Source organism: Streptomyces sp. Ac-502 (genome assembly GCF_045222935.1).
Classification (GTDB): Bacteria; Actinomycetota; Actinomycetes; order Streptomycetales; family Streptomycetaceae; genus Streptomyces; species Streptomyces monomycini.
Genome location: NZ_JBHFFO010000001.1, coordinates 4,340,109 through 4,360,931, shown reverse-complemented (window position 1 = coordinate 4,360,931; position 20,823 = coordinate 4,340,109). Strand labels below are relative to the sequence as shown.

Annotated in this window: 15 protein-coding genes, 1 other RNA gene and 3 pseudogenes; 13 read left to right on the top strand and 6 right to left on the bottom strand. The window is 73.2% G+C overall.

What is annotated here, in order from left to right; translation table 11 throughout:
- Positions 1–9 precede the first annotated feature (9 nt).
- The 4 genes from ftsX (at position 10) to ssrA (ending at position 3,236) form a co-directional block, all read left to right on the top strand.
- Positions 10–921 (top strand): permease-like cell division protein FtsX, encoded by a 912-nt coding sequence (gene ftsX, locus ACEXOX_RS19615; protein WP_030025119.1) that lies wholly within the window; start codon positions 10–12, stop codon positions 919–921.
- A 67-nt stretch (positions 922–988) separates the two neighbouring features.
- Positions 989–2,185: a S41 family peptidase gene (locus tag ACEXOX_RS19610; RefSeq protein WP_406522167.1), complete on the top strand. Its 1,197-nt coding sequence runs from the start codon at positions 989–991 to the stop codon at positions 2,183–2,185.
- Between the two features lie 18 nt (positions 2,186–2,203).
- Positions 2,204–2,713 carry an SsrA-binding protein SmpB gene (gene smpB / locus ACEXOX_RS19605; RefSeq protein ID WP_406522166.1) on the top strand — a complete coding sequence of 170 codons (510 nt, stop codon included), beginning with the start codon at positions 2,204–2,206 and terminating at the stop codon, positions 2,711–2,713.
- Between the two features lie 153 nt (positions 2,714–2,866).
- Positions 2,867–3,236, top strand: a transfer-messenger RNA (tmRNA) gene (gene ssrA, locus ACEXOX_RS19600).
- 97 nt (positions 3,237–3,333) lie between these two features.
- Here the strand turns inward: ssrA and ACEXOX_RS19595 are convergent.
- Complete coding sequence (locus ACEXOX_RS19595) at positions 3,334–4,638, bottom strand: MFS transporter (RefSeq protein WP_406522164.1); 1,305 nt, start codon at positions 4,636–4,638, stop codon at positions 3,334–3,336.
- A gap of 124 nt (positions 4,639–4,762) precedes the next feature.
- Between ACEXOX_RS19595 and ACEXOX_RS19590 the strand changes: the two genes are divergently transcribed.
- Entirely contained in the window at positions 4,763–5,734 is a 972-nt protein-coding gene (locus tag ACEXOX_RS19590; protein ID WP_406522162.1) for a LysR family transcriptional regulator, read from the top strand.
- A 101-nt stretch (positions 5,735–5,835) separates the two neighbouring features.
- The gene (locus tag ACEXOX_RS19585) at positions 5,836–6,363 is read left to right on the top strand and encodes a DUF4232 domain-containing protein (protein WP_406522161.1); all 528 of its coding nucleotides are present in this window, start codon (positions 5,836–5,838) and stop codon (positions 6,361–6,363) included.
- Positions 6,364–6,512: 149 nt separating this feature from the next.
- On the opposite strand, the gene ACEXOX_RS19580 is transcribed toward ACEXOX_RS19585, so the two are convergent.
- The 4 genes from ACEXOX_RS19580 to ACEXOX_RS19565 form a co-directional block, all read right to left on the bottom strand.
- Positions 6,513–6,812, bottom strand: coding sequence for a lasso peptide biosynthesis B2 protein (locus ACEXOX_RS19580; RefSeq protein WP_406526397.1), 300 nt, complete (start codon positions 6,810–6,812; stop codon positions 6,513–6,515).
- Between the two features lie 127 nt (positions 6,813–6,939).
- The gene (locus ACEXOX_RS19575; RefSeq protein ID WP_406522159.1) at positions 6,940–7,146 is read right to left on the bottom strand and encodes a lasso peptide biosynthesis PqqD family chaperone; all 207 of its coding nucleotides are present in this window, start codon (positions 7,144–7,146) and stop codon (positions 6,940–6,942) included.
- A 51-nt stretch (positions 7,147–7,197) separates the two neighbouring features.
- Complete coding sequence (locus ACEXOX_RS19570; protein WP_406522157.1) at positions 7,198–9,075, bottom strand: asparagine synthase-related protein; 1,878 nt, start codon at positions 9,073–9,075, stop codon at positions 7,198–7,200.
- 335 nt (positions 9,076–9,410) lie between these two features.
- Positions 9,411–9,554, bottom strand: coding sequence for a lasso RiPP family leader peptide-containing protein (locus tag ACEXOX_RS19565; protein ID WP_406522155.1), 144 nt, complete (start codon positions 9,552–9,554; stop codon positions 9,411–9,413).
- A 319-nt stretch (positions 9,555–9,873) separates the two neighbouring features.
- Between ACEXOX_RS19565 and ACEXOX_RS19560 the strand changes: the two genes are divergently transcribed.
- Both ACEXOX_RS19560 and ACEXOX_RS19555 read left to right on the top strand, forming a co-directional pair.
- On the top strand, positions 9,874–11,325 hold the full coding sequence (locus tag ACEXOX_RS19560) for a nitrate/nitrite transporter (protein WP_406522153.1): 1,452 nt from the start codon (positions 9,874–9,876) through the stop codon (positions 11,323–11,325).
- 140 nt (positions 11,326–11,465) lie between these two features.
- Positions 11,466–12,733, top strand: a pseudogene (locus tag ACEXOX_RS19555) (uroporphyrinogen-III synthase).
- Positions 12,734–12,799: 66 nt separating this feature from the next.
- Here ACEXOX_RS19555 and ACEXOX_RS19550 read toward each other — a convergent pair.
- Complete coding sequence (locus ACEXOX_RS19550) at positions 12,800–13,576, bottom strand: class I SAM-dependent methyltransferase (RefSeq protein WP_406522151.1); 777 nt, start codon at positions 13,574–13,576, stop codon at positions 12,800–12,802.
- A gap of 167 nt (positions 13,577–13,743) precedes the next feature.
- Between ACEXOX_RS19550 and ACEXOX_RS19545 the strand changes: the two are divergent.
- The 5 genes and pseudogenes from ACEXOX_RS19545 to ACEXOX_RS19525 all read left to right on the top strand — a co-directional run bounded on the left by ACEXOX_RS19545 (position 13,744) and on the right by ACEXOX_RS19525 (position 20,715).
- A pseudogene (locus ACEXOX_RS19545) lies at positions 13,744–14,384 on the top strand (CGNR zinc finger domain-containing protein).
- Positions 14,385–14,874: 490 nt separating this feature from the next.
- Positions 14,875–15,362: pseudogene (locus ACEXOX_RS19540) on the top strand (sigma-70 family RNA polymerase sigma factor).
- Complete coding sequence (locus ACEXOX_RS19535) at positions 15,359–16,096, top strand: anti-sigma factor family protein (protein ID WP_406522149.1); 738 nt, start codon at positions 15,359–15,361, stop codon at positions 16,094–16,096. Before ACEXOX_RS19540 ends, ACEXOX_RS19535 begins: the two are co-directional and overlap by 4 nt.
- A 285-nt stretch (positions 16,097–16,381) precedes the next feature.
- Entirely contained in the window at positions 16,382–18,814 is a 2,433-nt protein-coding gene (locus tag ACEXOX_RS19530) for a HelD family protein (protein ID WP_406522148.1), read from the top strand.
- A 467-nt stretch (positions 18,815–19,281) separates the two neighbouring features.
- On the top strand, positions 19,282–20,715 hold the full coding sequence (locus ACEXOX_RS19525) for an NAD-dependent malic enzyme (protein ID WP_406522147.1): 1,434 nt from the start codon (positions 19,282–19,284) through the stop codon (positions 20,713–20,715).
- The last annotated feature ends 108 nt before the right edge of the window (positions 20,716–20,823 follow it).

The window sequence follows — 20,823 nt, the reverse complement described above, 5'->3', positions numbered from 1 at the left end:
AAGGACGCCATGCGCGCCCAGTTCGTCCTGTCGGAGATCGGCGTCGGTCTCCGCCGGAATCTCACGATGACCTTCGCGGTCATCGTCTCCGTAGCCCTCTCCCTCGGCCTGTTCGGCGCTTCGCTGCTGATGCGCGACCAGGTCAGCACGATGAAGGGCTATTGGTATGACAAGGTCAACGTCTCGATCTTCTTCTGCAACAAGAACGACGCCGAGACGGGGTCCCACTGCGCCAAGGGCGCGGCCACCGAGCAGCAGAAGAACGACATCAAGGCCGAACTGGACCGGCTGCCGATCGTGCAGAACGTGCAGTACGAGTCCAGCGACCAGGCGTACAAGCACTACAAGGAGCAGTTCGGCGACACGCCCGTGGCGGGCCTGGTCACCCCCGACCAGCTGCCGGAGTCCTTCCGGGTCAAGCTCAAGGACCCGACGAAGTACGAAGTGATCAAATCGGCGTTCTCCGAGCGGCCGGGCGTCCAGGAGGTGCAGGACCAGCGGGACACCATCGAGCCGTTGTTCAACCTCCTCAACGGCATGAACATCGCCGCGCTGGTGGTGATGGCGCTGATGCTGGTGGTGGCGCTGATGCTGATCGTCAACACCGTGCGGGTGTCGGCGTTCAGCCGGCGGCGGGAAACCGGGATCATGCGGCTGGTGGGCGCGTCCAGCTTCTACATCCAGATGCCGTTCATCCTGGAGGCCGCCATCGCGGGCCTGCTGGGAGCGGTGTTCGCGTGCGTGCTGATCGTCGGCGGCAAGTGGGTGCTGATCAACAACTGGCTGGCCACGAAGATTCTGGTCATCAAGTTCATCGGCTGGGATTCGGTGGTCGCGGTGCTGCCGCTGGTGCTGCTGATCGGCCTGTTGATGCCGGCGCTCGCCGCGTTCTTCGCGCTCCGTAAGTACCTCAAGGTGTGACGTATGCCAAGGGCGCCGTACGGTCAACTCCCCGTACGGCGCTTCTTTCTGTCCTACACTCACCGGCATGACGGGCCCGTGTTTGTTCGTCCGGCCCCGCCGCAGCCGCCGCGGGGCGGCCCTGACGTTGGTCTTCGTGAGCGTGCTGGCGACCGGCGCGGCGGCGGGCACCTGGAAGGAGACCGGGCCCCCGGCGGACGGACGGCAGCTGTCCGGGCGGGCGGCCGACGGGGCCGACCGCGGCCACCGGCCGGCGCGCGCCGACCGGCACGCCGGGCCGCATCCGGACGGCTCCGGAGCGGCGGACGAGGCCGTCAGCCGCAGCGGTGACCGCTGGTCCACGGCGTTCTCCGCCCGCGAGTACGAGGACTTCCAGCGCGAGCTCGGCGGCGAGTACGTGGGCGTGGGCCTGTGGCTGCGGCAGGTGTCGGACGGCCGCGCCCTGGTCTCCCGGGTACGGCCCGGCAGCCCCGCGGCGGCGGCCGGCCTGCGCCCCGGCGACGACCTGCGCGCGGTGGACGGCGTGGCCTCCCGGGGCAGCGCGGTCACCGAGGTCGTGGCGCGGCTGCGCGGCGACGCCGGACCGGCCGCCGGAGGTCCGGACCCGGGCGCCGGGAGCAGCGTCGCCCTGGAGCTGCGGCGCGGTACGCGGCAGTGGACCGAGACTCTGCGCCGGGCCCGCCTGCGGGACCAGAACGTGATCACCGACCGCCCCGACGGCCCGGACGGGCCCACCCGCATCAAGGTCGGCGCCTTCAGCAGCGGTACGGGCGAGGAGATCCGCCGGGCGGTGCGCACGGCCTCCCCGCGCGGTGGTGTGCTGCTGGACCTGCGCGGCAACACCGGCGGCCTGGTGCACGAGGCGGTCACCGCCGCCTCCGCCTTCCTGGACGGCGGCCTGGTCGCCACGTACGACGTACGCGGCAGCCAGCGCGCCCTGTACGCGCAGGGCGGCGGCAACCCGGACATCCCCCTCGCGGTGCTCGTGGACGGCGGCACGATGAGCGCCGGCGAACTGCTGGCCGGGGCGCTCCAGGACCGCGGCCGCGCGGTCGTCGTCGGTACCCCGACTTTCGGCAAGGGCTCGGTGCAGCTGCCCAGTAAGCTGCCGGACGGCTCGGTGGCCGAGCTGACCGTCGGCCGGTACCGCATGCCGTCGGGCCGGGTGGTGGACGAACACGGCCTCACCCCCGACCTGATCGCCGAGGACGACGCCCCGGCCCGCGCCCGCACGGTATTGAGTGGCCTCGGGGGCGGGGCGTAGTGCGAAAATGGCGCCACTATGGCCAAGACGAACAAGAAGAACAACAAGAAGGACGACGGTAGCGGCCGCAAGCTCATCGCCCAGCACAAGAAGGCGCGGCACGACTACCTCATCCTGGACACGTACGAGTGCGGGCTGGTGCTGACCGGCACCGAGGTCAAGTCGCTGCGCCAGGGCCGGGCGTCCCTGGTGGACGGCTTCGTGCAGATCGACCGCGGCGAGGCGTGGCTGCACAACGTGCACATCCCGGAGTACGCCCAGGGCACGTGGACCAACCACAGCGCGCGCCGCAAGCGCAAGCTGCTGCTGCACCGCCTGGAGATCGACAAGCTGGAGTCGAAGTCGCAGGAGACCAGCCACACGATCGTGCCGCTGTCGCTGTACTTCAAGAACGGCCGCGTGAAGGTCGAGATCGCGCTGGCCAAGGGCAAGAAGGAGTACGACAAGCGGCAGACGCTGCGTGAGCAGCAGGACCGGCGTGAGGCGCACCGGGCGATCTCGGCGGCCAAGCGGCGCGAGCGGGCCTGAGCGGCCGCGCGCGGGCCTGAGCGATGCGCGCGGCCCGAGCGGTGGCGCGGTCCGCCGCCCGGGCAGGAATACGCTGGCATCGTCGCGCGTTGGTCACGTACGATGGGCTACGCACCGCACGCCGGTGCAGGCACCACCTTGAAAAAACAACATGGGGATGATCGGTTTCGACAGCGGATGTCGAAGCAGGGGAAGCGAGCCGAGGAAGCGGCAATGATCTCGTAAACCATATGTCGCAAAAAATAATCGCCAACACCAAGCGCGATTCCTTCGCCCTCGCTGCCTAAGTAGCGACCTGCGAAGTGTCAGCCCGGGGGTGTTCCCGACCCGGATCCTGGCATCAGCTAGGGAACTAAACTTCTAGGCCCGGTCACGGGGCCCAGGAGGAAATCACACAGTGACTGAGCCCGTCGGAGACTTGTCCGCGAGATCTCCGGGGCTGAGAAAATCGCAGCGGACTGCGCTCGGAGAAGCCCTGTTTCCGCACCGTTGGACGCGGGTTCGATTCCCGCCATCTCCACTCGACGGAGAACCGGAGGCCCCGGCCCCCGGACCCGTCACCCCATGTGAGGCGAAGGCCCCGCTGCCCAGGCAGCGGGGCCTTCGCCGTTGCCGGGCCCTCACGCGGGCCGCCGGGAGGCCCGTACGGCGTGGGCGGTGGCGGCCGCGGTCAGGGCCAGGGCGGCCGCCGCGGCGGGCACGGTGTAGCCCGCGGCGGTGCCCGCCGGCAGGTGCTGCACGGCCCAGCCGCCACCCGCCGAGCCCGCCGCGATGCCGGTCAGCAGCGCGGTCACGGCCAGCGTCATGCCCTCGTTCAGACGGCCGGCCGGTACCCGGGACTGGATCAGTCCCATCCCGGTGACCATGGTCGGAGCCGTGGCCATCCCGGCGAGCAGCAGGGCCGCCGCCAGAAGGACCCCGCCGCCCGCGCCCGCCGCCGCGAACGGCAGCCACATCAGCGCGGCCATCGCGGTGACGCACCGTACGAAGCGGCGGTCCGCCGGCCCGGCCGGGCGCAGCACCCCGTACAGCAGGCCCGCCGCGCAGGACCCGGCCGCCTGGAGGGCGAGCAGCGCGCCCGCCGCGGCACGCTGTCCGTGCGCGTCCGTGAAGCCGATCGTGACGACCTCCAGTGAGCCGAAGACCGCGCCCGTGGCGAGGAAGGTCAGCAGGAGGGGCAGCAGCGACGTCACCAGCCGTCCGGCGCCATGGCGGGTGGACGCGGGAGCGACCGGCGGTTCCGTACGGCGCTGGGCGGCGAACAGCAGGACGCCCGTCAGCAGCAGCACCGCGCCGGTCAGCGTGCCCGCCTCGGGGAAGAGCCCGGTGCACAGGAAGGCCGCGAGTACCGGCCCGAGCATGAAGCACACCTCGTCCGCCGCCTGCTCGAAGGAGTTGGCGGTGTGCAGCGCGCGGGGGTCGTCCCGCAGGAGGTGGGCCCAGCGGGCACGCGCCATGCCGCCGGTGTTCGGTGTGGTCGCGGTGCAGGCGTACGCGGTGAACAGCGTCCAGGACGGCGCACCGAAGTGGACGCACAGCAGTAGCGCCAGCGACCCGAGCACGGCCAGTGCCGTCGCGGGGACGGCGACCCTGGCCTGCCCGTACCGGTCGACCAGCCGCGCCGTCCACGGCCCGGCGACCGCCGTCGCCGCGAGGCCCGTCGCGGTGACCGCCCCGGCCAGCGCGTACGAGCCGCGCGTCCCGGCGATCATCAGGATCGCGCTGACGCTGAACATGCCCATGGGCAGCCGGGCGAGGAGATTGGCGGCGGTGAAGGCGCGGGTGCCGGGGACGGCGAAGATCCGTCCGTACGGCCCGAGTACGCGCCGGAGTGCGGCGGGGGAGCGGCGCCGACGGCGGGCGGGTGGCGGCACGGGGCGGACGGGCGGGGCGGTCACGGGCCGGGCGGCGAGGAAGAGGATCACACAACTACCGTCGCCGCGCGGGCCGTTCCCCGTCCAACACCTGAAGTGCGCGCATTCACGCAGTTCCATTGTCAATGGCGTCGGCGCGTCCGGCCCCCGCACGCGCGGGTGGCACGATGTCCGCGTGTCCCGAGACCTCGACCCGCGCCTGCTCCGCGCCTTCACCGCCGTCGCCGACGAACTGCACTTCACCCGTGCCGCCGCCCGGCTGTACGTCGCCCAGCAGGCACTGAGCCGCGACATCCGGCGGCTGGAACGGGAGGTGGGCGCCGACCTCTTCGACCGTACGACGCGCCGGGTCGCCCTCACCGAGGACGGCTCCCGGCTGCTCCCGTACGCGCGCCGGGTGCTGGCCGCCCACGACGACCTGGCCGCCGCCTTCCGCGTCCCCGACGACCGCCCGCTGCTGGTCGACGTCAGCGTCCCCCTCGGGACGGCACACGCCGTCCTGGAGGAGGCCCGCCGCCTGGACCCCGCCCCCGAACTCGTCGCGCGCTACCACAGCGGCCTGACCGGCGCGGCGGCCGAACTCGCCGCCGGGAAGCTGGACGTGTCCTTCGGGCGGGTCGCCGGGCTGCCCCCGGCCGTCCGGGCCCGCCTGGAGCACCAGCCCGTACGGTACGAGCCGATGGCCGTCCTGCTGGACGCGGCCCACCCGCTGGCGGCCCGCCCCGCCGTGCGCCTGGCCGACCTCGCGGGCGAGACCCTCTACGCCGGGGCCGGGAACCCGCACACCGCCGAGTGGACCGATCTCGCCGCGCGCCTCTTCGCCGGGCGGGACATCGCGATGGCGGCGCCGTTCCCGGAGATCGAGGGGTCCGCGGAGTTCACGCGGGTGGTGCGCAAGCAGGGCTGGTCGGTGCTGGCCAGCGTCGAGTTCATCGACGTGCCCGGCATGGCGCTGCGGCCGGTCACCGACCCCGTGCCGCTCTCGCCGATGTCCCTGGTGTGGCGGCGCGGCCTGCGCCATGCGGGCCTGGACGCGCTGCGGGCGGCCGGCCGGAGGCTCGCGGCCGAACGGGGGTGGCTGCGGTGGCCGGAGGGGCCGGTGTGGCTGCCGGACGAGGACGCGGCGTTGATGGCGCATGGCCGATGACTGCCGCCGGCTGCCGGATTCTCGCCGTATGAGCAACCTGTGAGCGCCGGAATCCCTCCCTATGGGCGTCAGGAACCGCAGCCGGACGTCGAGGGGGTCCCGTGCGCAAGCGCCCGCTGACCGTGGCGGCCCTGGCCGTGCTCGCCCTGAGTGGTGGCCTGGTCGCCTGTGACGAACCGCGTGTCGACGCGCTGCACGCGAAATGCACGACCAAGGACCTGAAGTGGCGGGTCACGGTGTTGAAGAAGAAGCCGCGCAGTACGCACCGGGAAGGCCGGCTCTCGGCGGTCAACACCGGCTCCGGGAAATGTGTCTTCGGCGGCTACCCGGCCTTCCGGGTGTACCTCGGCAAGGGGCCCTTCGCGAACGGCGTCGGGCAGGGCCGGACCCGGCCGGTGGGCCTGCCCAGCGGCGGAAGCGTCGTGATCGATTTGCAGTACCGGGATCCCGCGGGCAGACGACCGGCTCTCGACGACTGCTTCACCAACGGCCACGCCGTGGCGGCGGCGCCCCGCGACACCGGCCACGACGCGATGGCGCCGATCCAGGACGAGAAGGGCCGGGAGACCGGGATGGACGTCTGCGGCGACGTCATCCGGATGGCGCCGCCGCGGGAGACGCCCGGCTGACCGGGCCGTGGCCGTACGCCGGACCAGGGCGGCTGACCGGCGCGAAGCCGTACACCGAGCCTCCGGTCGGCTGACCAGCCCGGAGCCGTACGTCGAGCCCCCGCTCGGCTGACCGGAGGCGCGTCCGTACACCAGGCCTCCGGCCGTGGCTACGACCCCGGCTCTCCCCGTGGGACGGTCAGCAACGGCTGGTAGAGCCGGGTGTCGTCGGGCTCGCCCACGGGACGGCCGTCCACCGCCACCCACGCGTGGGCACGGAACGGTTCCGTCCGGACGCCCGTGCACCACTGGGGCCACCGGCCGCGCAGACGGCACAACAGGGCGGTCGCCACCGAGCGTTGCAGGCAGCCGTTGCCCGCGCAGCGCACGCTGACCGTGACGACGGCTTGCCGGGCGCGCGCGGCCTCCGGTTCGGTGGCGGCGCGCGCACCGCGCCGTACGGTCTCCAGCGCGCGGCACAGAGTACGGGGGAGCAGCGCGTCAGGAGGCGGGCCGCGGCGACGCAGCCGAGGGTGGCGCAGCGTTCCGCGAAGGACAGGCGCGGGCGCGCGGGCGTGTCCATGGCGACCGGGATGCTCACGAGGTCACCAGCTTCGCGGACCTGAGCGACTCCAGCAGGGCGACGGCGTCCGCGGCCACCCGGTCCGCCGCCGAGGGGTGGCGGTTGCGCAGCTCGTCGGCGGCCGACGCGCAGGTGCCGCCCGCGAGGAGGTGCTCCAGGACGAACGCGCCGGTGTTGTTCATCTGCCAGTAGCGGCCCGTACGGGCGTTGAGCAGCACCATGCCTCCGGGGTGCGCACGCTGCTGACATGGGGGGCGAGGGCGAACATCGGGTCAGGCTCCTTCCGCGGCGGGAACGGTGGGGCGGTCCGGGACGGGTGCCTGCGTCTCCTGGAGGGAGCGCAGCCAGTACTCGGCGGCCAGGGTGGGATCGAGCGGGTGCAGAGCGTGGGCCAGCGGCTGCAACGAGGTCAGGGTCGTGCGCAGCACCTCGGGCCGGATCAGCCCCAGCCCGGCGAGCCGTGAGTCGTCGCAGAGCGCGGACAGGGCCCGGTGGTGGCGGCGCAGGCCCGCGTAGACCTCGGCGCTGTGTTCGCCCTTGGTGCCGCGGGCCCGTACCGCGTCCGGCAGGATCCCGCGCATGGCCGCGCTGAGCAGGGGTTTGTACGAGCCGACGGCGACCTGGTCCACGAGGCGCACGGTCAGCGCGGCCTCGATGACGGTGTCGTCGAGGAAGGGCGCCTCGAAGGTGACGCCGTGCCGCGCGGTCAGGGCGGTCGCGCCGCGCACGATCTCCCCGGCGCGGGCGGCGGCCCGCAGCGTCTCGTGCTGGCAGCGCAGCGGCGCGAAGGGCTCGGGCCCCGCGGCGGCGGCGTCGCGCACCAGACGGCGCACGGTGGACACCGCGTCCGGGTGCGCCCACGGCGGCATGGCCGGTACGACCTCCCAGTCGGCTCCGCTGTCGCCGGACCGCACACCGGGCACGATCCGGTCGGCGCAGGACTCCAGCCACTGCGGGTACGGGACGCCGCCGAACAGGGTGCGCAGGGTGTCCACCAGCGTCCAGCGGCCGAGGCGGCGGGCCGCGCACGCGCGCCGGGCGGCGGAGCGGAAGTCCGTACGGGCCAGGGAGTTCAGCGCCACCGGGCGCGGGGAGAACAGCTCGTCGCCGCCGACGCCGACCAGGTGGGTACGGGAGCCGCGGGCGGCGACGACGCGCGCCTGATGGGTGAGCCGGGCGCTCTCCCGGATCACGGCGAGCGGGCCCGCCGGGTCGGTGTGCGCGGGCGGCGGGGGTGTGTACCAGGTGGGCGCGTCGGCGTAGGGGAGGGGCAGGTGCTCGGCGGCGCGGAGCAGGGCCGCGCCGTGGTCGCTCCACACGTTGTCGTCGTTGGCCTCGTCCCGGCAGACCCAGGCCGTGGTGATCAGCCGGGTGTCCTCCCGGGCGGCGAGGAAGCACAGGCTGGTGGAGTCCATGCCGCCGGACAGGTCGGCGCTGAGCGCCGGGCGGCGGGTGCGCACCCGTACTGCCTCGGTCAGCGCGTCCCGTACGGACTCGGCGGCGTCCTCCAGCCACAGGTCGGGCCGCGGGGGCCGCCACCAGCGCGCCGTGCCGTGCCGCCCGTCGGCGCCCAGGGTCAGGCAGTGGCCCGGCGGCACGGCGTGCACCGCCCGCCAGGCCGGGCGCTGGGCTAGCGGGAAGGGCGCGAACGGGACGAGCAGCCGCAGCGCCAGGCTCTCCTCGTCGACCGAGCCGAGGCCGGGCGCGCCGGTGGGCAGGCCGGCGGCGGCCGCCTCGCGGGCCAGCGCCGCCAGGTCCTGCGGGCGGCTGCCGGCGACCGTGACGCCGTTGACGCCCGCGTGGTGCAGCTGCCGGACCGTCGACAGGCTGCCCTGGCACCGGGTACGGGAGCCCATCGCGGCCAGCAGGAAGAAGCTGCCGGGCAGTTCGCGGACCCGGGTGTCGAGGTCGTCCAGGCTGCGCAGGCGGCGCAGCATCCGGCCCAGGGTTTCGGCGTCGGCCGAGGTCGTGCCGAGCAGCAGCAGCCGGTCCGGGCCCGAACCGGCCGCGACGGCCTCGTCATCGCTCCAGTGCCCCATGATCCAGGGGCGCCCGGAGGGGTGGCGCACCGTGCGCACGGTGGGGTCCCGGCGCAGGTTCAGGCACAGCGGACCGGTCGCGGGATGGTCGGGGAAGACGACGAAATCCACGATGACTTACCACCCCTGGCGTGCGGTGCGGGCGTGCGGCTCGGTCGGTTCCAAACGGGCGCGGAAGGTGCGGAAAGGTGCGGACGAGTGCGGACGTATGCGGGTGGGTGCGGACGAGTGCGGGCGGCTGCGGACGGATGCCCGCGGAGAGGAGCGGTGCAGGACCCGGCCGGTACGGCCACGTGCCGGTGGGGGCGGCCCCTGCCGGGACGGGCGGTGCGCGTCCGGGCAGGGACCGCCGGACTGGGGGCGCGTGGGCGACGTCCCGTCAGGCCGGAGACCCGGGGCCCCACCGGGGCGTGGCAGGGACCGGTGGGACCCGACCGGCTACGGGATCACCACCAGCCGTGGCCGCGCCCGCCGAAGGCGTCCCAATGGTGGCCGTGGAACCCGAGCGTCAGCTCGGCGAACTCACCGGCCTCGGCCAGCTCCGGTGCTTCGTACTCCACCGTCTCGATCTGTTCCTGCATCTCCGGCATCGGATGTGTCCCCTTCCCTCAGAAGTACTGCGCCGCCCCCGATCACGGGCTGTGCTCAACCGGCTACGCAGCGCGTCCAGGAAAGATGTTGCCAGCGTCCCTGCCCTCTGCCATTGCCCCTAACGAGTGATGTCGGGGGCGCGCGGGGTGTTTTGGCGTAACCCCCGGCGGGTCGTGCGCCACCAGCGCGTTCTCCGCTCACCGCGCGCTCCCGGACGCGGTGAGCGCAAGGTTTCGCGGCGGTCACGCGCCGCCACAGAGGGGAAACGCGCCCTCCCTAGCGTCGCGGTACGGCGGCAACCGGAAGCGGGGAGGCGCGATGACAGGCACCGGCGCGACAGCAGGCACCGAGGCGACGACACGTACAGGAACGGCCACGGACGGGACGGCCCCAAACGGGACGGCGGCCCGCGCCCCCGTCCGGGGAGCGGGCCGCTGGATCGAACACTGGGACCCGGAGGACGAGACCTTCTGGCGCGACCACGGGCGGCGGACCGCCCGGCGCAACCTCGTCCTGTCCATCGTCTGCGAGCACATCGGCTTCTCCGTCTGGAGCCTGTGGTCGGTGCTGGTGCTGTTCCTGGGGCCCGAGTACGGGATCGACGCGGCCGGGAAGTTCTTCCTGGTGGCGGTGCCGACGCTGGTGGGCGCGGTGCTGCGGGTGCCGTACACCTTCGCGGTGGCGCGGTTCGGCGGGCGCAACTGGACGGTGTTCAGCGCGGCGTTGCTGCTGGTCCCCACCGCCGCCGCGGCGTACGCGCTGCGGCCGGGCACCTCGTACACCGTCTTTCTGCTGGTCGCGGCCCTGGCCGGGATCGGCGGCGGAAACTTCGCCTCGTCCATGACGAACATCAACTCCTTCTACCCGCTGCGGAAGAAGGGCTGGGCGCTCGGGCTCAACGCGGGCGGCGGCAACATCGGCGTCCCTGTCGTCCAGCTGCTGGGGCTGCTCGTCATCGCCACGGCCGGCGCCGCGCACCCGCGGCTGGTGCTCGCGGTCTACCTCCCGCTGATCGTGGCCGCGGCCGTACTGGCGGCCCTGTTCATGGACAACCTGCGCCCGGTGCGCAACGACACCGGAGCGGCCAGGGACGCCGCCCGCGACCCGCACACCTGGATCGTCTCGCTCCTGTACGTCGGCACCTTCGGGTCGTTCATCGGCTACAGCTTCGCCTTCGGCCTGGTCCTGCAGACGCAGTTCGCCCGCACGCCCCTCCAGGCGGCGTCGCTGACCTTCCTCGGGCCGCTGCTCGGCTCCCTGGTGCGGCCGGTGGGCGGCCGGCTGGCGGACCGGTACGGCGGCGCCCGCGTCACCCTGGCGACCTTCGCGGCGATGGCGCTGGCCACCGGCGTGGTGATCGTGGCGTCGGCGCGGCACTCGCTGGACGTCTTCCTCGCCGGGTTCGTCGTCCTGTTCGTGCTCAGCGGACTCGGCAACGGCTCCACGTACAAGATGATCCCCGGCATCTTCCAGGCCAAGGCGCTGGCGAAGGGCCTGACGGGGGAGGCGGCCGCGGCCCACGGGCGGCGGCTGTCCGGCGCGGCGATGGGACTGACCGGCGCCGTCGGCGCGCTCGGCGGACTCGGCGTCAACCTCGCCTTCCGCCAGTCCTTCCAGGCCGGAGGCACCGGCACCCCGGCGTTCGTGGCCTTCCTCGGCTGTTACGCGCTGTGCTCCGCGGTGACCTGGGCCGTATACCTGAGGCGTACGGCGGCCACCGTGGCCGTGCGGGACCCGGAGGCGGCGGCGCCCGCGCTCGCGGAGGTGTGACGCGCGCCGCGCCGGGCGGCCGCGGCGGTCCGTAACAGCTGGGAAATACTGCGGGAGCGAGCCTGTCACCGGTGGTTGGCAGGCTCGGACCGCCACCGGTGCCCGGCGGCACCGGAGCCAGTACGAGCCAGGGACGGATCATGCACGAGGGCGAGCACGACGAACGTCGGGACGACGGCGTACGGGACGACGGTGCGCAGGACGACGACGTACGGGACGACGCGCGGCAGCACGGCGACCCGGCCCGGTACGCCGCCCCGCACACCGCGCCGGGCGCCCCGGACGTACGGCCCCTGGACGGCTTCACCGTCGGGGTGACCGCCGCCCGCCGCGCCGAGGAACTGGGCGCCCTGCTCGAACGGCGCGGCGCCCAGGTCCTGCACGCCCCCGCGCTGCGCATCGTGCCGCTGCCGGACGACGCGGAACTGCTCGCCGCCACCGAGGACCTGATCGGCCGGGCACCGGACGTGGTGATCGCGACCACCGCGATCGGCTTCCGGGGCTGGATCGAGGCCGCCGAGGGCTGGGGGCTCGGTGAGGCGCTGCTCGCCCGGCTCGGCGCCGTCGAGCTGCTGGCGCGCGGCCCGAAGGTCAAGGGCGCCATCCGCGCGGCCGGGCTGACGGAGACGTGGTCGCCGCAGTCCGAGTCCCTGGCGGAGGTGCTGGACCGGCTGCTGGAGGAGGGCGTGCACGGGCGCCGGATCGCCCTCCAGCTGCACGGCGAACCGCTGCCCGGTTTCGTGGAGTCGCTGCGGGCGGGCGGCGCCGAGGTGGTCGGCGTGCCGGTCTACCGCTGGATGCCGCCCGCCGACATCGGCCCCGTCGACCGGCTGCTGGACGCGGCGGTCGGCCGCGGCCTGGACGCGATCACGTTCACCAGCGCGCCGGCCGCCGTCTCGCTGCTGCGCCGCGCCGGGGAACGCGGCCTGCGCGACGGGCTGCTGGACGCGCTGCGGCGCGACGTGCTGCCCGCCTGCGTCGGGCCGGTCACCGCGCTGCCCCTCGAAGCGCACGAGGTGACCACGTACCAGCCCGAACGGTTCCGGCTCGGCCCGCTCGTTCAGCTGCTGTGCCGTGAACTTCCGGAGCGGGCGCGCACGTTGACGGTCGCCGGGCGGCGGGTCGAGATCCGCGGGCAGGCCGTCCTGGTGGACGGCGTCCTGCGGCCCGTGCCTCCGGCGGGGATGGCGCTGCTGCGCGCGCTGGCGCGCCGCCCCGGCTGGGTCGTCTCCCGCGCCGACCTGCTGCGCGCCCTGCCGGGCACGGGGCGCGACGAGCACGCGGTGGAGACGGCGATGGCCCGGCTGCGGGGGCGCTCGGCGCGCCCAAGCTGATCCAGACGGTGGTCAAGCGGGGGTACCGGCTGGCGCTCGACCCGCGGGTGGGGGCCAAGTACGGCGACGGGTGACGTACCGCGGCGTACGGCTGTACCGCGCCGTACGGCGGTGCCCGGGGGCCGCCCGAGCCGCGGCCGCTACGCGGGGTTCGTCACCCGGATCTTGGACTGTCCGTGCGGTCGGGTCTCCCAGTCCGCCATGAACCGGGCCTCCAGCCCGTGTTTGCGGGCCAGCGCCAGCAGCGTCTCGGTGCGGTAGTAGAAGTCCTCGCGCAGTACCTGGTGTTCGGCACCTTCGGTGCGGTCGAAGGTGAAGTCGAAGAACCCGCCGGGCGCCAGAATGCGGCCGACGTGCCGGAAGCACTCGTCGATCACGGACAGCGGCGAGTGCGAGAAGACGCTGTGCGCGTGCACCACGTCGAAGTGCCGGTCCGGCAGGAAGTCGAAGGTCAGGTCCTGCGTGATGGTCAGGTGCGGGACCTTGTCCTGCAGTTCGTAGGTGGCGAGGGTCTTCTTGGCGGCTATCAGGATGTCCGGCGAGATGTCGATGCCGTAGTAGTTGCCGGTGTCGAGGTGGGCGATGAAGCGCCAGCCGGCCCGCAGGTTGCCGCAGCCGATGTCCAGCATCCGCATGTCGGGCCGCAGCCCGTGTTCCGTCAGATAGGTGAACTGCATCTCGCCCAGGGCCAGCCAGCGTTCGTGGCTGCGGCTGCCGACCGCGGCCTCCGGGCTGCGGCCGGCGTCGGAGGCCATCACGGCGCGGTAGTACGCGACGTGGTCGGGGTGTTTGAGGCGGAGCCAGGAGTCCCGGGCGGTACGCCGGAGGTATGGCGCGATCCGGGCGGGGTTGCTGACCGCGTAACGGACCTTGTGCGTCAGGCTGGAGCGGTTCTTGAGCAGGGTCTTGGCCGACATGGCACGGACTATACAACAGAGGTATACATGCGATGCATACACGCGGTGCATACACACGGTGCATACGGAGGCGCGGCCCGGTGCGCGGCGGTGCCGAGGGTTCCGGCCGGGGGCCGCGCCGGGCACTCTGATAGGGCAGAAGTTGTCTCCCAAGGAGTGACGGGCACATGGCGGCGCCTTTTGACCTGCGGTTCGACTGCGGGCGGATCTGCCTGGACCTGATGGCCACGACCGGCCGGTCCGCCGAACGGCTGGCCGGCCCCGAACAGCTGGCGGCCTGGCTGGTGGGTGCGGGCGTCGTCCCCGGCAGCACCCAGCTCGGCGCCGTGGACCGCGGCTGGGTCGTCCGCTTCCGGATGCTGCGCGAACTGCTGCGCCGCGTGGTCCACGACGAATTGCGCGACCGGGCCGCCGACGGCGACCTGCGCCTGCTCAACGCGGCGGCGGCCGCCGCCCCGGTGCCGCCCGCCCGCGCCGTACGCGCCGACGACGGCGCCCTCGTCCGGGCGCTCGCCGCGCCCCCGACTGCGCCGGGCTGCTGGCGGCGGTGGCACGGGACGCCATAGGGATGCTGACCGATGCCGGGACCCGCGGCCGGCTGCGGCAGTGCGAGGGCGAGAGCTGCGCGCTGGTGTACCTGGACACCTCGCGCGGGCGGCGGCGCCGGTGGTGCTCCAGCGAGGTGTGCGGGAACCGGGAACGGGTGGCCCGCCACCGCCGGCGGGCGGTGAGCCGCTCGGGCCGGCAGCCCGCCGTGAACGACCGGGTCCAGCTCCCCGCCGTACGGACGGTGCCGACGAACACGTAGTCGGCCGGGGCCGGGCGAAAGGCCACGCCACGGAGTTGCCCGAGCACCGCGCCGCGCGGAAATCGCGCCGCAAGAAAGCTTGAAAGGGAAACCACCAACCGTCGTCACGGCGCACGGTTGCACGAAAGGGCGCGCGCGGAACCGCGCGCGAAACGCGCGCCCGTATGCGTAAACCCCGTCGTCCCTAAGGGAATTCACCCGGCGCGTACTGAGTCGCGGCTTCCCGGCCCCCGTACTGCTGACTGAAGGGGCCTTTCCCTGGCCCCGACCGGCCCGGAATGCGAGACGAGGGAGCGGACATGCGCGAGCCCGGCCGCGGACGGCAGATCGAGGTGATCGACGGTGCGGAAGACGACGGCAGTGACACCGGCGACGCGTGCGAGCGCTGATGGCCGTGCGCAGCGAATGTCCGATCCGCGCTATCGACCCGGGAGTTGGCGTGCGCAAGGATGCCGTCGTGGCAGACAGTACGGCGCCGGACGAGGAGCTGATGCGGGCCCTCTACGAGGAGCACGCCGGCCCGCTGCTCGCCTTCGTGCTGCGCCTGGTCGCCGGAGACCGGCACCGGGCGGAGGACGTGGTGCAGGAGACCCTGCTGCGGGCTTGGCGCAACGCCGGCCAGTTGCAGCGCGCGACCGGTTCCGTCCGCCCCTGGCTGGTCACCGTCGCCCGGCGCATCGTCATCGACAGCCACCGCAGCCGTCAGGCACGTCCCCAGGAGGTCGACGCCGCCCCCTGGAATCGATGCCGGCCGCCGACGAGATCGACCGGGCCCTGCGCCTGATGACGATCACCGAAGCGCTCGGGGACCTCAGTGCGGCCCACCGGGAGGCGTTGATAGAGACCTACTTCAGGGGACGTACGGTCAATGAGGCGGCCGAAGTCCTCCGGGTGCCGGCCGGGACCGTCCGGTCCCGGGTCTTCTACGCCCTGCGCTCCCTGAAGCTCTCGCTCGAAGAACGAGGAGTGACGGCGTGAAGCGGCCTGTGGAGCCCGTAGCACACACCGACGTCGGCGCCTACGCGCTGGGCGTCCTGGACGCCGCCGAGGCGGCACGCTTCGAGGAGCACCTGGCCGACTGCGACCGGTGCGCCGCCGAACTGGACGGTCTGATGGGGCTGCCGCCGCTGCTCGCCGAGGCGGGGGAGGCGGCGCCCGACCCGGAGGCGGTCACCCCGGCCCCCGGGCCGGGTCTCCTGGCGGGGCTGCTGGAGGAGGTCGGCGTGGTGCGCCGCGCCCGCCGCCGGCGCCGGCTGTACCTGGTCGCCGCCGCTGCCGTACTGGTCGTCGGCGGCCCCCTGACCACGTACGCGCTGACCGCGGAGGACGCCGAGCCCCCGGAGCACCTGACGGGCTACGCCCGCGCGATGTACGAGCACGGCGAGAAGGCCGGCACGGTCGATCCGGTGACCAAGGTCGCCGCCAGCGTCTCCATGGAACGCAAGCCCTGGGGCACCCACGTCGCCCTCAAACTGGGCAACGTCAAGGGCCCGCTCACCTGCGACCTGGTCGCGGTCGGCAAGAGCGGCGCGGAGCAGACGGTGACGACCTGGGCGGTGCCCCCGGGCGGCTACGGCCTCAAGGACGGTGCCGCCAAGTGGAACAAGGAGCCGCTCTACACCCACGGCGGTTCGGCGATGAACCGTTCCTACATCGACCGCTTCGAGGTCCGGACGCTCGACGGCAGGCGGCTGGCCGAGATCAAGGTGTGACGGGCGGGCCCGGTCGTGAGGGCCGGGTGCGACGGGCGGGCCCGGCCCTGAGAGCCGGGCGTGACCGGCAGGCCCGGCCTTGAGAGCGAGGCGGGCCCGGCCACGGAGCCGAGACCCGCCCGCCCCTCCCACATATGCGGAACCGCTGATTCCGCCCCACCCGCCCGCCCACGGTGCCCGGTTTGCTCCCGCCCGGTGGTGATTTCGTCCTTTGGGTCAGGTGCGCCCGGTGCCCGGTTCGCGTACGGTTGACGGCTGCCCTACGCACAGAAGAAGGGGGCCTGGGTGGCCGCGCAGAATGCCACGCACGCGCCGGACTCCGTCGACGACGCACAGCCGGACAGCACACGCGAACGCGAGATCGCGTCCGAACAGGAGCATCTCGACCGTGTCTACCAGCGTCTGGAGGAGAAGATCCACGAGGCCGAGTTCCTCATGGACGACGCCGCCAAACGCGGCCAGGTCGGCACGCCCGGCGCCCTCGCCGAGCGGGACGCCCAGGTCTTCCAGGCCGGCGCCCACCTGAACCGGCTCAACTCCGAGTACGAGGACTTCCTCTTCGGCCGGATCGACCTGCTCCTGGGCAAGGACGGCAAGAAGGGCCCGGACGGCGCGTACACCTCCGTCGAACCCGCCGACGGAGCGATCGCCGACGGCCACGCCGCCATCGCCGAGACCCTGCACATCGGCCGCCTCGGCGTGCTGGACGCCGACTACAGCCCGCTGGTCATCGACTGGCGCGCCCCCGCCGCCGCCCCCTTCTACCGGGCCACCCCGGTCGCGCCCGGCCGCGTCGTACGCCGCCGGGTCATCCGCTCCAAGGGCCGCCGCGTCCTGGGCGTCGAGGACGACCTGATGCGCCCGGAGATCACCGCGACGCTGGACGGCGAGGAGCTGCCCGCGGTCGGCGACGGCGCGCTGATGGCCGCCCTGGGCCGGGCCCGCAGCCACACGATGCGCGACATCGTCGCCTCCATCCAGGCCGAGCAGGACATGGTCATCCGGGCCCCCGCCGCCTCCGTCACGGAGGTCGAGGGCGGCCCCGGCACCGGCAAGACGGCGGTGGCGCTGCACCGCGCCGCCTACCTCCTCTACCAGGACCGCCGCCGCTACGCGGGCGGCATCCTCATCGTCTCCCCGACGCCGCTGCTCGTCGCGTACACCGAGGGCGTCCTGCCGTCCCTCGGCGAGGAGGGCCAGGTCGCCATCCGCGCGCTGGGCTCCCTGGTGGACGGTGCCGAAGCCACCGCGTACGACTCCCCGGCCGTGGCCCGCGTCAAGGGTTCCAGCCGCATGCAGAAACTGCTGCGCAAGGCGGCGCGGGGGGCCCTGGAAATGGCCGGTACGGCGTCCGCGGGGGCCTCCAAGCCGACCGCCGCGCCCCCCGACGGGCAGCTCGCCTTCGGCGAGGAGGACGACGAGCCCGCAGAGGCCCCCGCCGGACCTCCGGACCGGCTGCGCGTCGTCGTCTTCGGCGCCCGCGTCGAACTGGAAGCACGCGACCTGCACCGCATCCGGCACTCCGCCCTCGGCGGCACCGCGCCCGTCAACCTGCTGCGCCCGCGCGCTCGCCGCCTGATCCTGGACGCCCTCTGGTCCCGCTCCGGCGCCGCCAAGCGCTACACCGACCCCGAGCTGGCCGCCGAGGCGCGCCAGGCCTTCGACGAGGACATCACCACCGAGCCGGATTTCCAGGACTTCCTGGACGCCTGGTGGCCGGAGCTGACCCCGCGGGGCGTGCTGGCCGCCATGGCCGACGAGCGCCGTCTCGGCCGCTGGGCGCGCCGGGTGCTCAATCAGCGCGAGGTGCGCAAGCTGGCCCGCTCCCTGAGCCGTCTGGACGACAAGGGGCAGGGGCCGCTGTCGGTCCACGACGTGGCGCTGCTGGACGAGCTCCAGCTGATCCTCGGCGCGCCGCCCCGGCCCGCCAGGCCCCGCGACGCCGATCCGCTGGACCAGCTCACCGGTTTGGAGGAGCTGAGTACGTACGGCGAGCGGATGTCCGGCGGCGGCCGCGGCAGACGCGAGCGACTGGAGGAGGAGCGTACGGACTACGCCCACGTCATCGTCGACGAGGCGCAGGACCTGACGCCCATGCAGTGGCGGATGGTCGGCCGGCGCGGCCGGCACGCGACGTGGACGGTGGTCGGCGACCCGGCGCAGTCGTCCTGGTCCGACCCGGACGAGGCGGCCGTCGCCCGCGACGAGGCGCTGGGCACCCGCCCGCGCCGCCGCTTCACCCTCACCGTCAACTACCGCAACCCCGCCGAGATCGCGGAGCTGGCGGCGCGGGTGCTGGCGCTGGCGATGCCGGGCATGGAAGCGCCGGAGGCGGTCCGTTCCACGGGCCTGACGCCGCGTTTCGCGGTCGCCGACGACGCCGACCTGGCCGGGTCCGTACGGGACGCGGCCCGGCTGCTGCTGGACGAGGTGGACGGCACGGTCGGTGTCGTGGTGGCGATGGAACGCCGCGCGCAGGCCCGCCGCTGGCTGGCGGGGCTGGGCGACCGGGTGGTGGCGCTGGGTTCGCTGGAGGCCAAGGGCCTGGAGTACGACGCGACGCTGGTGGTCTCGCCCGCCGAGATCGCGGACGAGTCGCCGGCCGGGCTGCGGGTGCTGTACGTGGCGCTGACCCGGGCCACCCAGCAGCTGACCGTGCTGTCCGGGGCGCGCGACGAACCGGACGAGGACGGGGTGCCGGACCTGCTCAGGGACTGAAACGGCCGGGGTGTCCCTGGTGGGTGCCCCCGGGTGTCCGCCGAACGGCGGTGCCCCGCCGCGAAAGAAGGTGGCGGGACGGGATTCGCTTCCAGGGATGGTTTGTTAGCCTTGGTGGTGGCACCGGCCCGATCCAAGCCCCGGGCCCAACCATAGTCGCTACGAGCGACCACTTGCCGCGAGGCGAGCATGGCGGGTCGGTGTCACTGAACCACACGACGGGCGCCTTCCGGAGCAATCCGGAAGGCGCCCGTCGGCGTTCGTGCAGTGTTCATCCACGGTTGCCGGACACGTCTTCCTTTCGCCCAGCCTCTCTCGTATGGTGGAAAAGCCTTTCCGTAAAGGGGGCTGGTTACCGTGTACCGGCTGGTAGGTGGGACGATCGGTCCTCGCACTCCGGCCTGATCCCGCCGCGGACTCCGGAGCGGCGCGCAGAGAGAAACAAGGGAAAGCAGAGGAAGTCGGCCATGGCAACGGCGCCTAGCGTCTCGTATTCGATGACGGTGCGACTGGAGGTTCCCGCAAGCGGTACGGCGGTCAGCCAGCTCACCACGGCCGTGGAGTCCTCCGGCGGCTCCGTCACCGGCCTCGATGTGACCGCCTCCGGCCACGAAAAGCTCCGCATCGACGTCACCATCGCCGCGACCTCCACCGCCCACGCGGACGAGATCGTCGAGAAGCTGCGAGGCATCGAGGGCGTCTCGCTCGGCAAGGTCTCCGACCGTACGTTCCTGATGCACCTCGGCGGCAAGATCGAGATGCAGTCGAAGCACCCCATCCGCAGCCGTGACGACCTGTCGATGGTCTACACCCCCGGCGTCGCCCGGGTCTGCCAGGCCATCGCCAACAACCCCGAGGACGCCCGCCGCCTGACGATCAAGCGCAACAGCGTCGCGGTCGTCACCGACGGCTCCGCCGTGCTGGGCCTGGGCAACATCGGCCCCAAGGCCGCGCTGCCCGTCATGGAGGGCAAGGCGGCCCTCTTCAAGCGCTTCGCCGGCATCGACGCCTGGCCGCTGTGCCTGGACACCCAGGACACCGACGCGATCGTGGAGATCGTCAAGGCGATCGCCCCCGGCTTCGCGGGCATCAACCTGGAGGACATCTCCGCGCCCCGCTGCTTCGAGATCGAGGCCCGGCTGCGCGAGGCCCTGGACATCCCGGTCTTCCACGACGACCAGCACGGCACCGCCATCGTGGTGCTCGCCGCGCTGACCAACGCGCTGCGCGTGGTGGACAAGAAGTTCGAGGACGTCCGCGTGGTGATGTCCGGCGCCGGCGCCGCCGGTACGGCCATCCTCAAGCTGCTGATGGCGGCCGGCGTCCAGCACGCCGTCGTCGCCGACATCAACGGCGTGGTGCACGCCGGCCGCGAGGACCTGGTCGACGCCGACCCCGACTCGCCGCTGCGCTGGATCGCCGACAACACCAACCCGGAGGGCGAGACCGGCACCCTCAAGGAGGCCGTCGTCGGCGCCGACGTCTTCATCGGCGTCTCCGCCCCCAACGTCCTGGACGGCGACGACGTCGCCAAGATGGCCAAGGGCGCGATCGTGTTCGCACTCGCCAACCCCGACCCCGAGGTGGACCCCGCGATCGCGCGGCAGACCGCCTCCGTCGTGGCCACCGGCCGCTCCGACTTCCCCAACCAGATCAACAACGTGCTGGTCTTCCCGGGAGTCTTCCGCGGCCTGCTGGACGCCCAGTCCCGTACGGTGAACACGGACATGATGCTGGCCGCGGCCGGCGCGCTGGCGAACGTCGTCCTGGACGACGAGCGCAACGCGAACTACATCATCCCGAGCGTCTTCAACGACAAGGTCGCGGGCGCGGTGGCCGACGCGGTGAAGGAAGCCGCGAAGGCCGCGGGAGAGGCTGTGACGGCCGCCACGACGGCCTGACCGCCCGGCGCGTCGCGTGACACGGGGCCCGCGGCGCCCCCATAGGGTGGCGGGCAGCAGACGGCCGCCGCCCTGCGGGGCCGGCCCGGCGGGGCACGGTGCGGGACG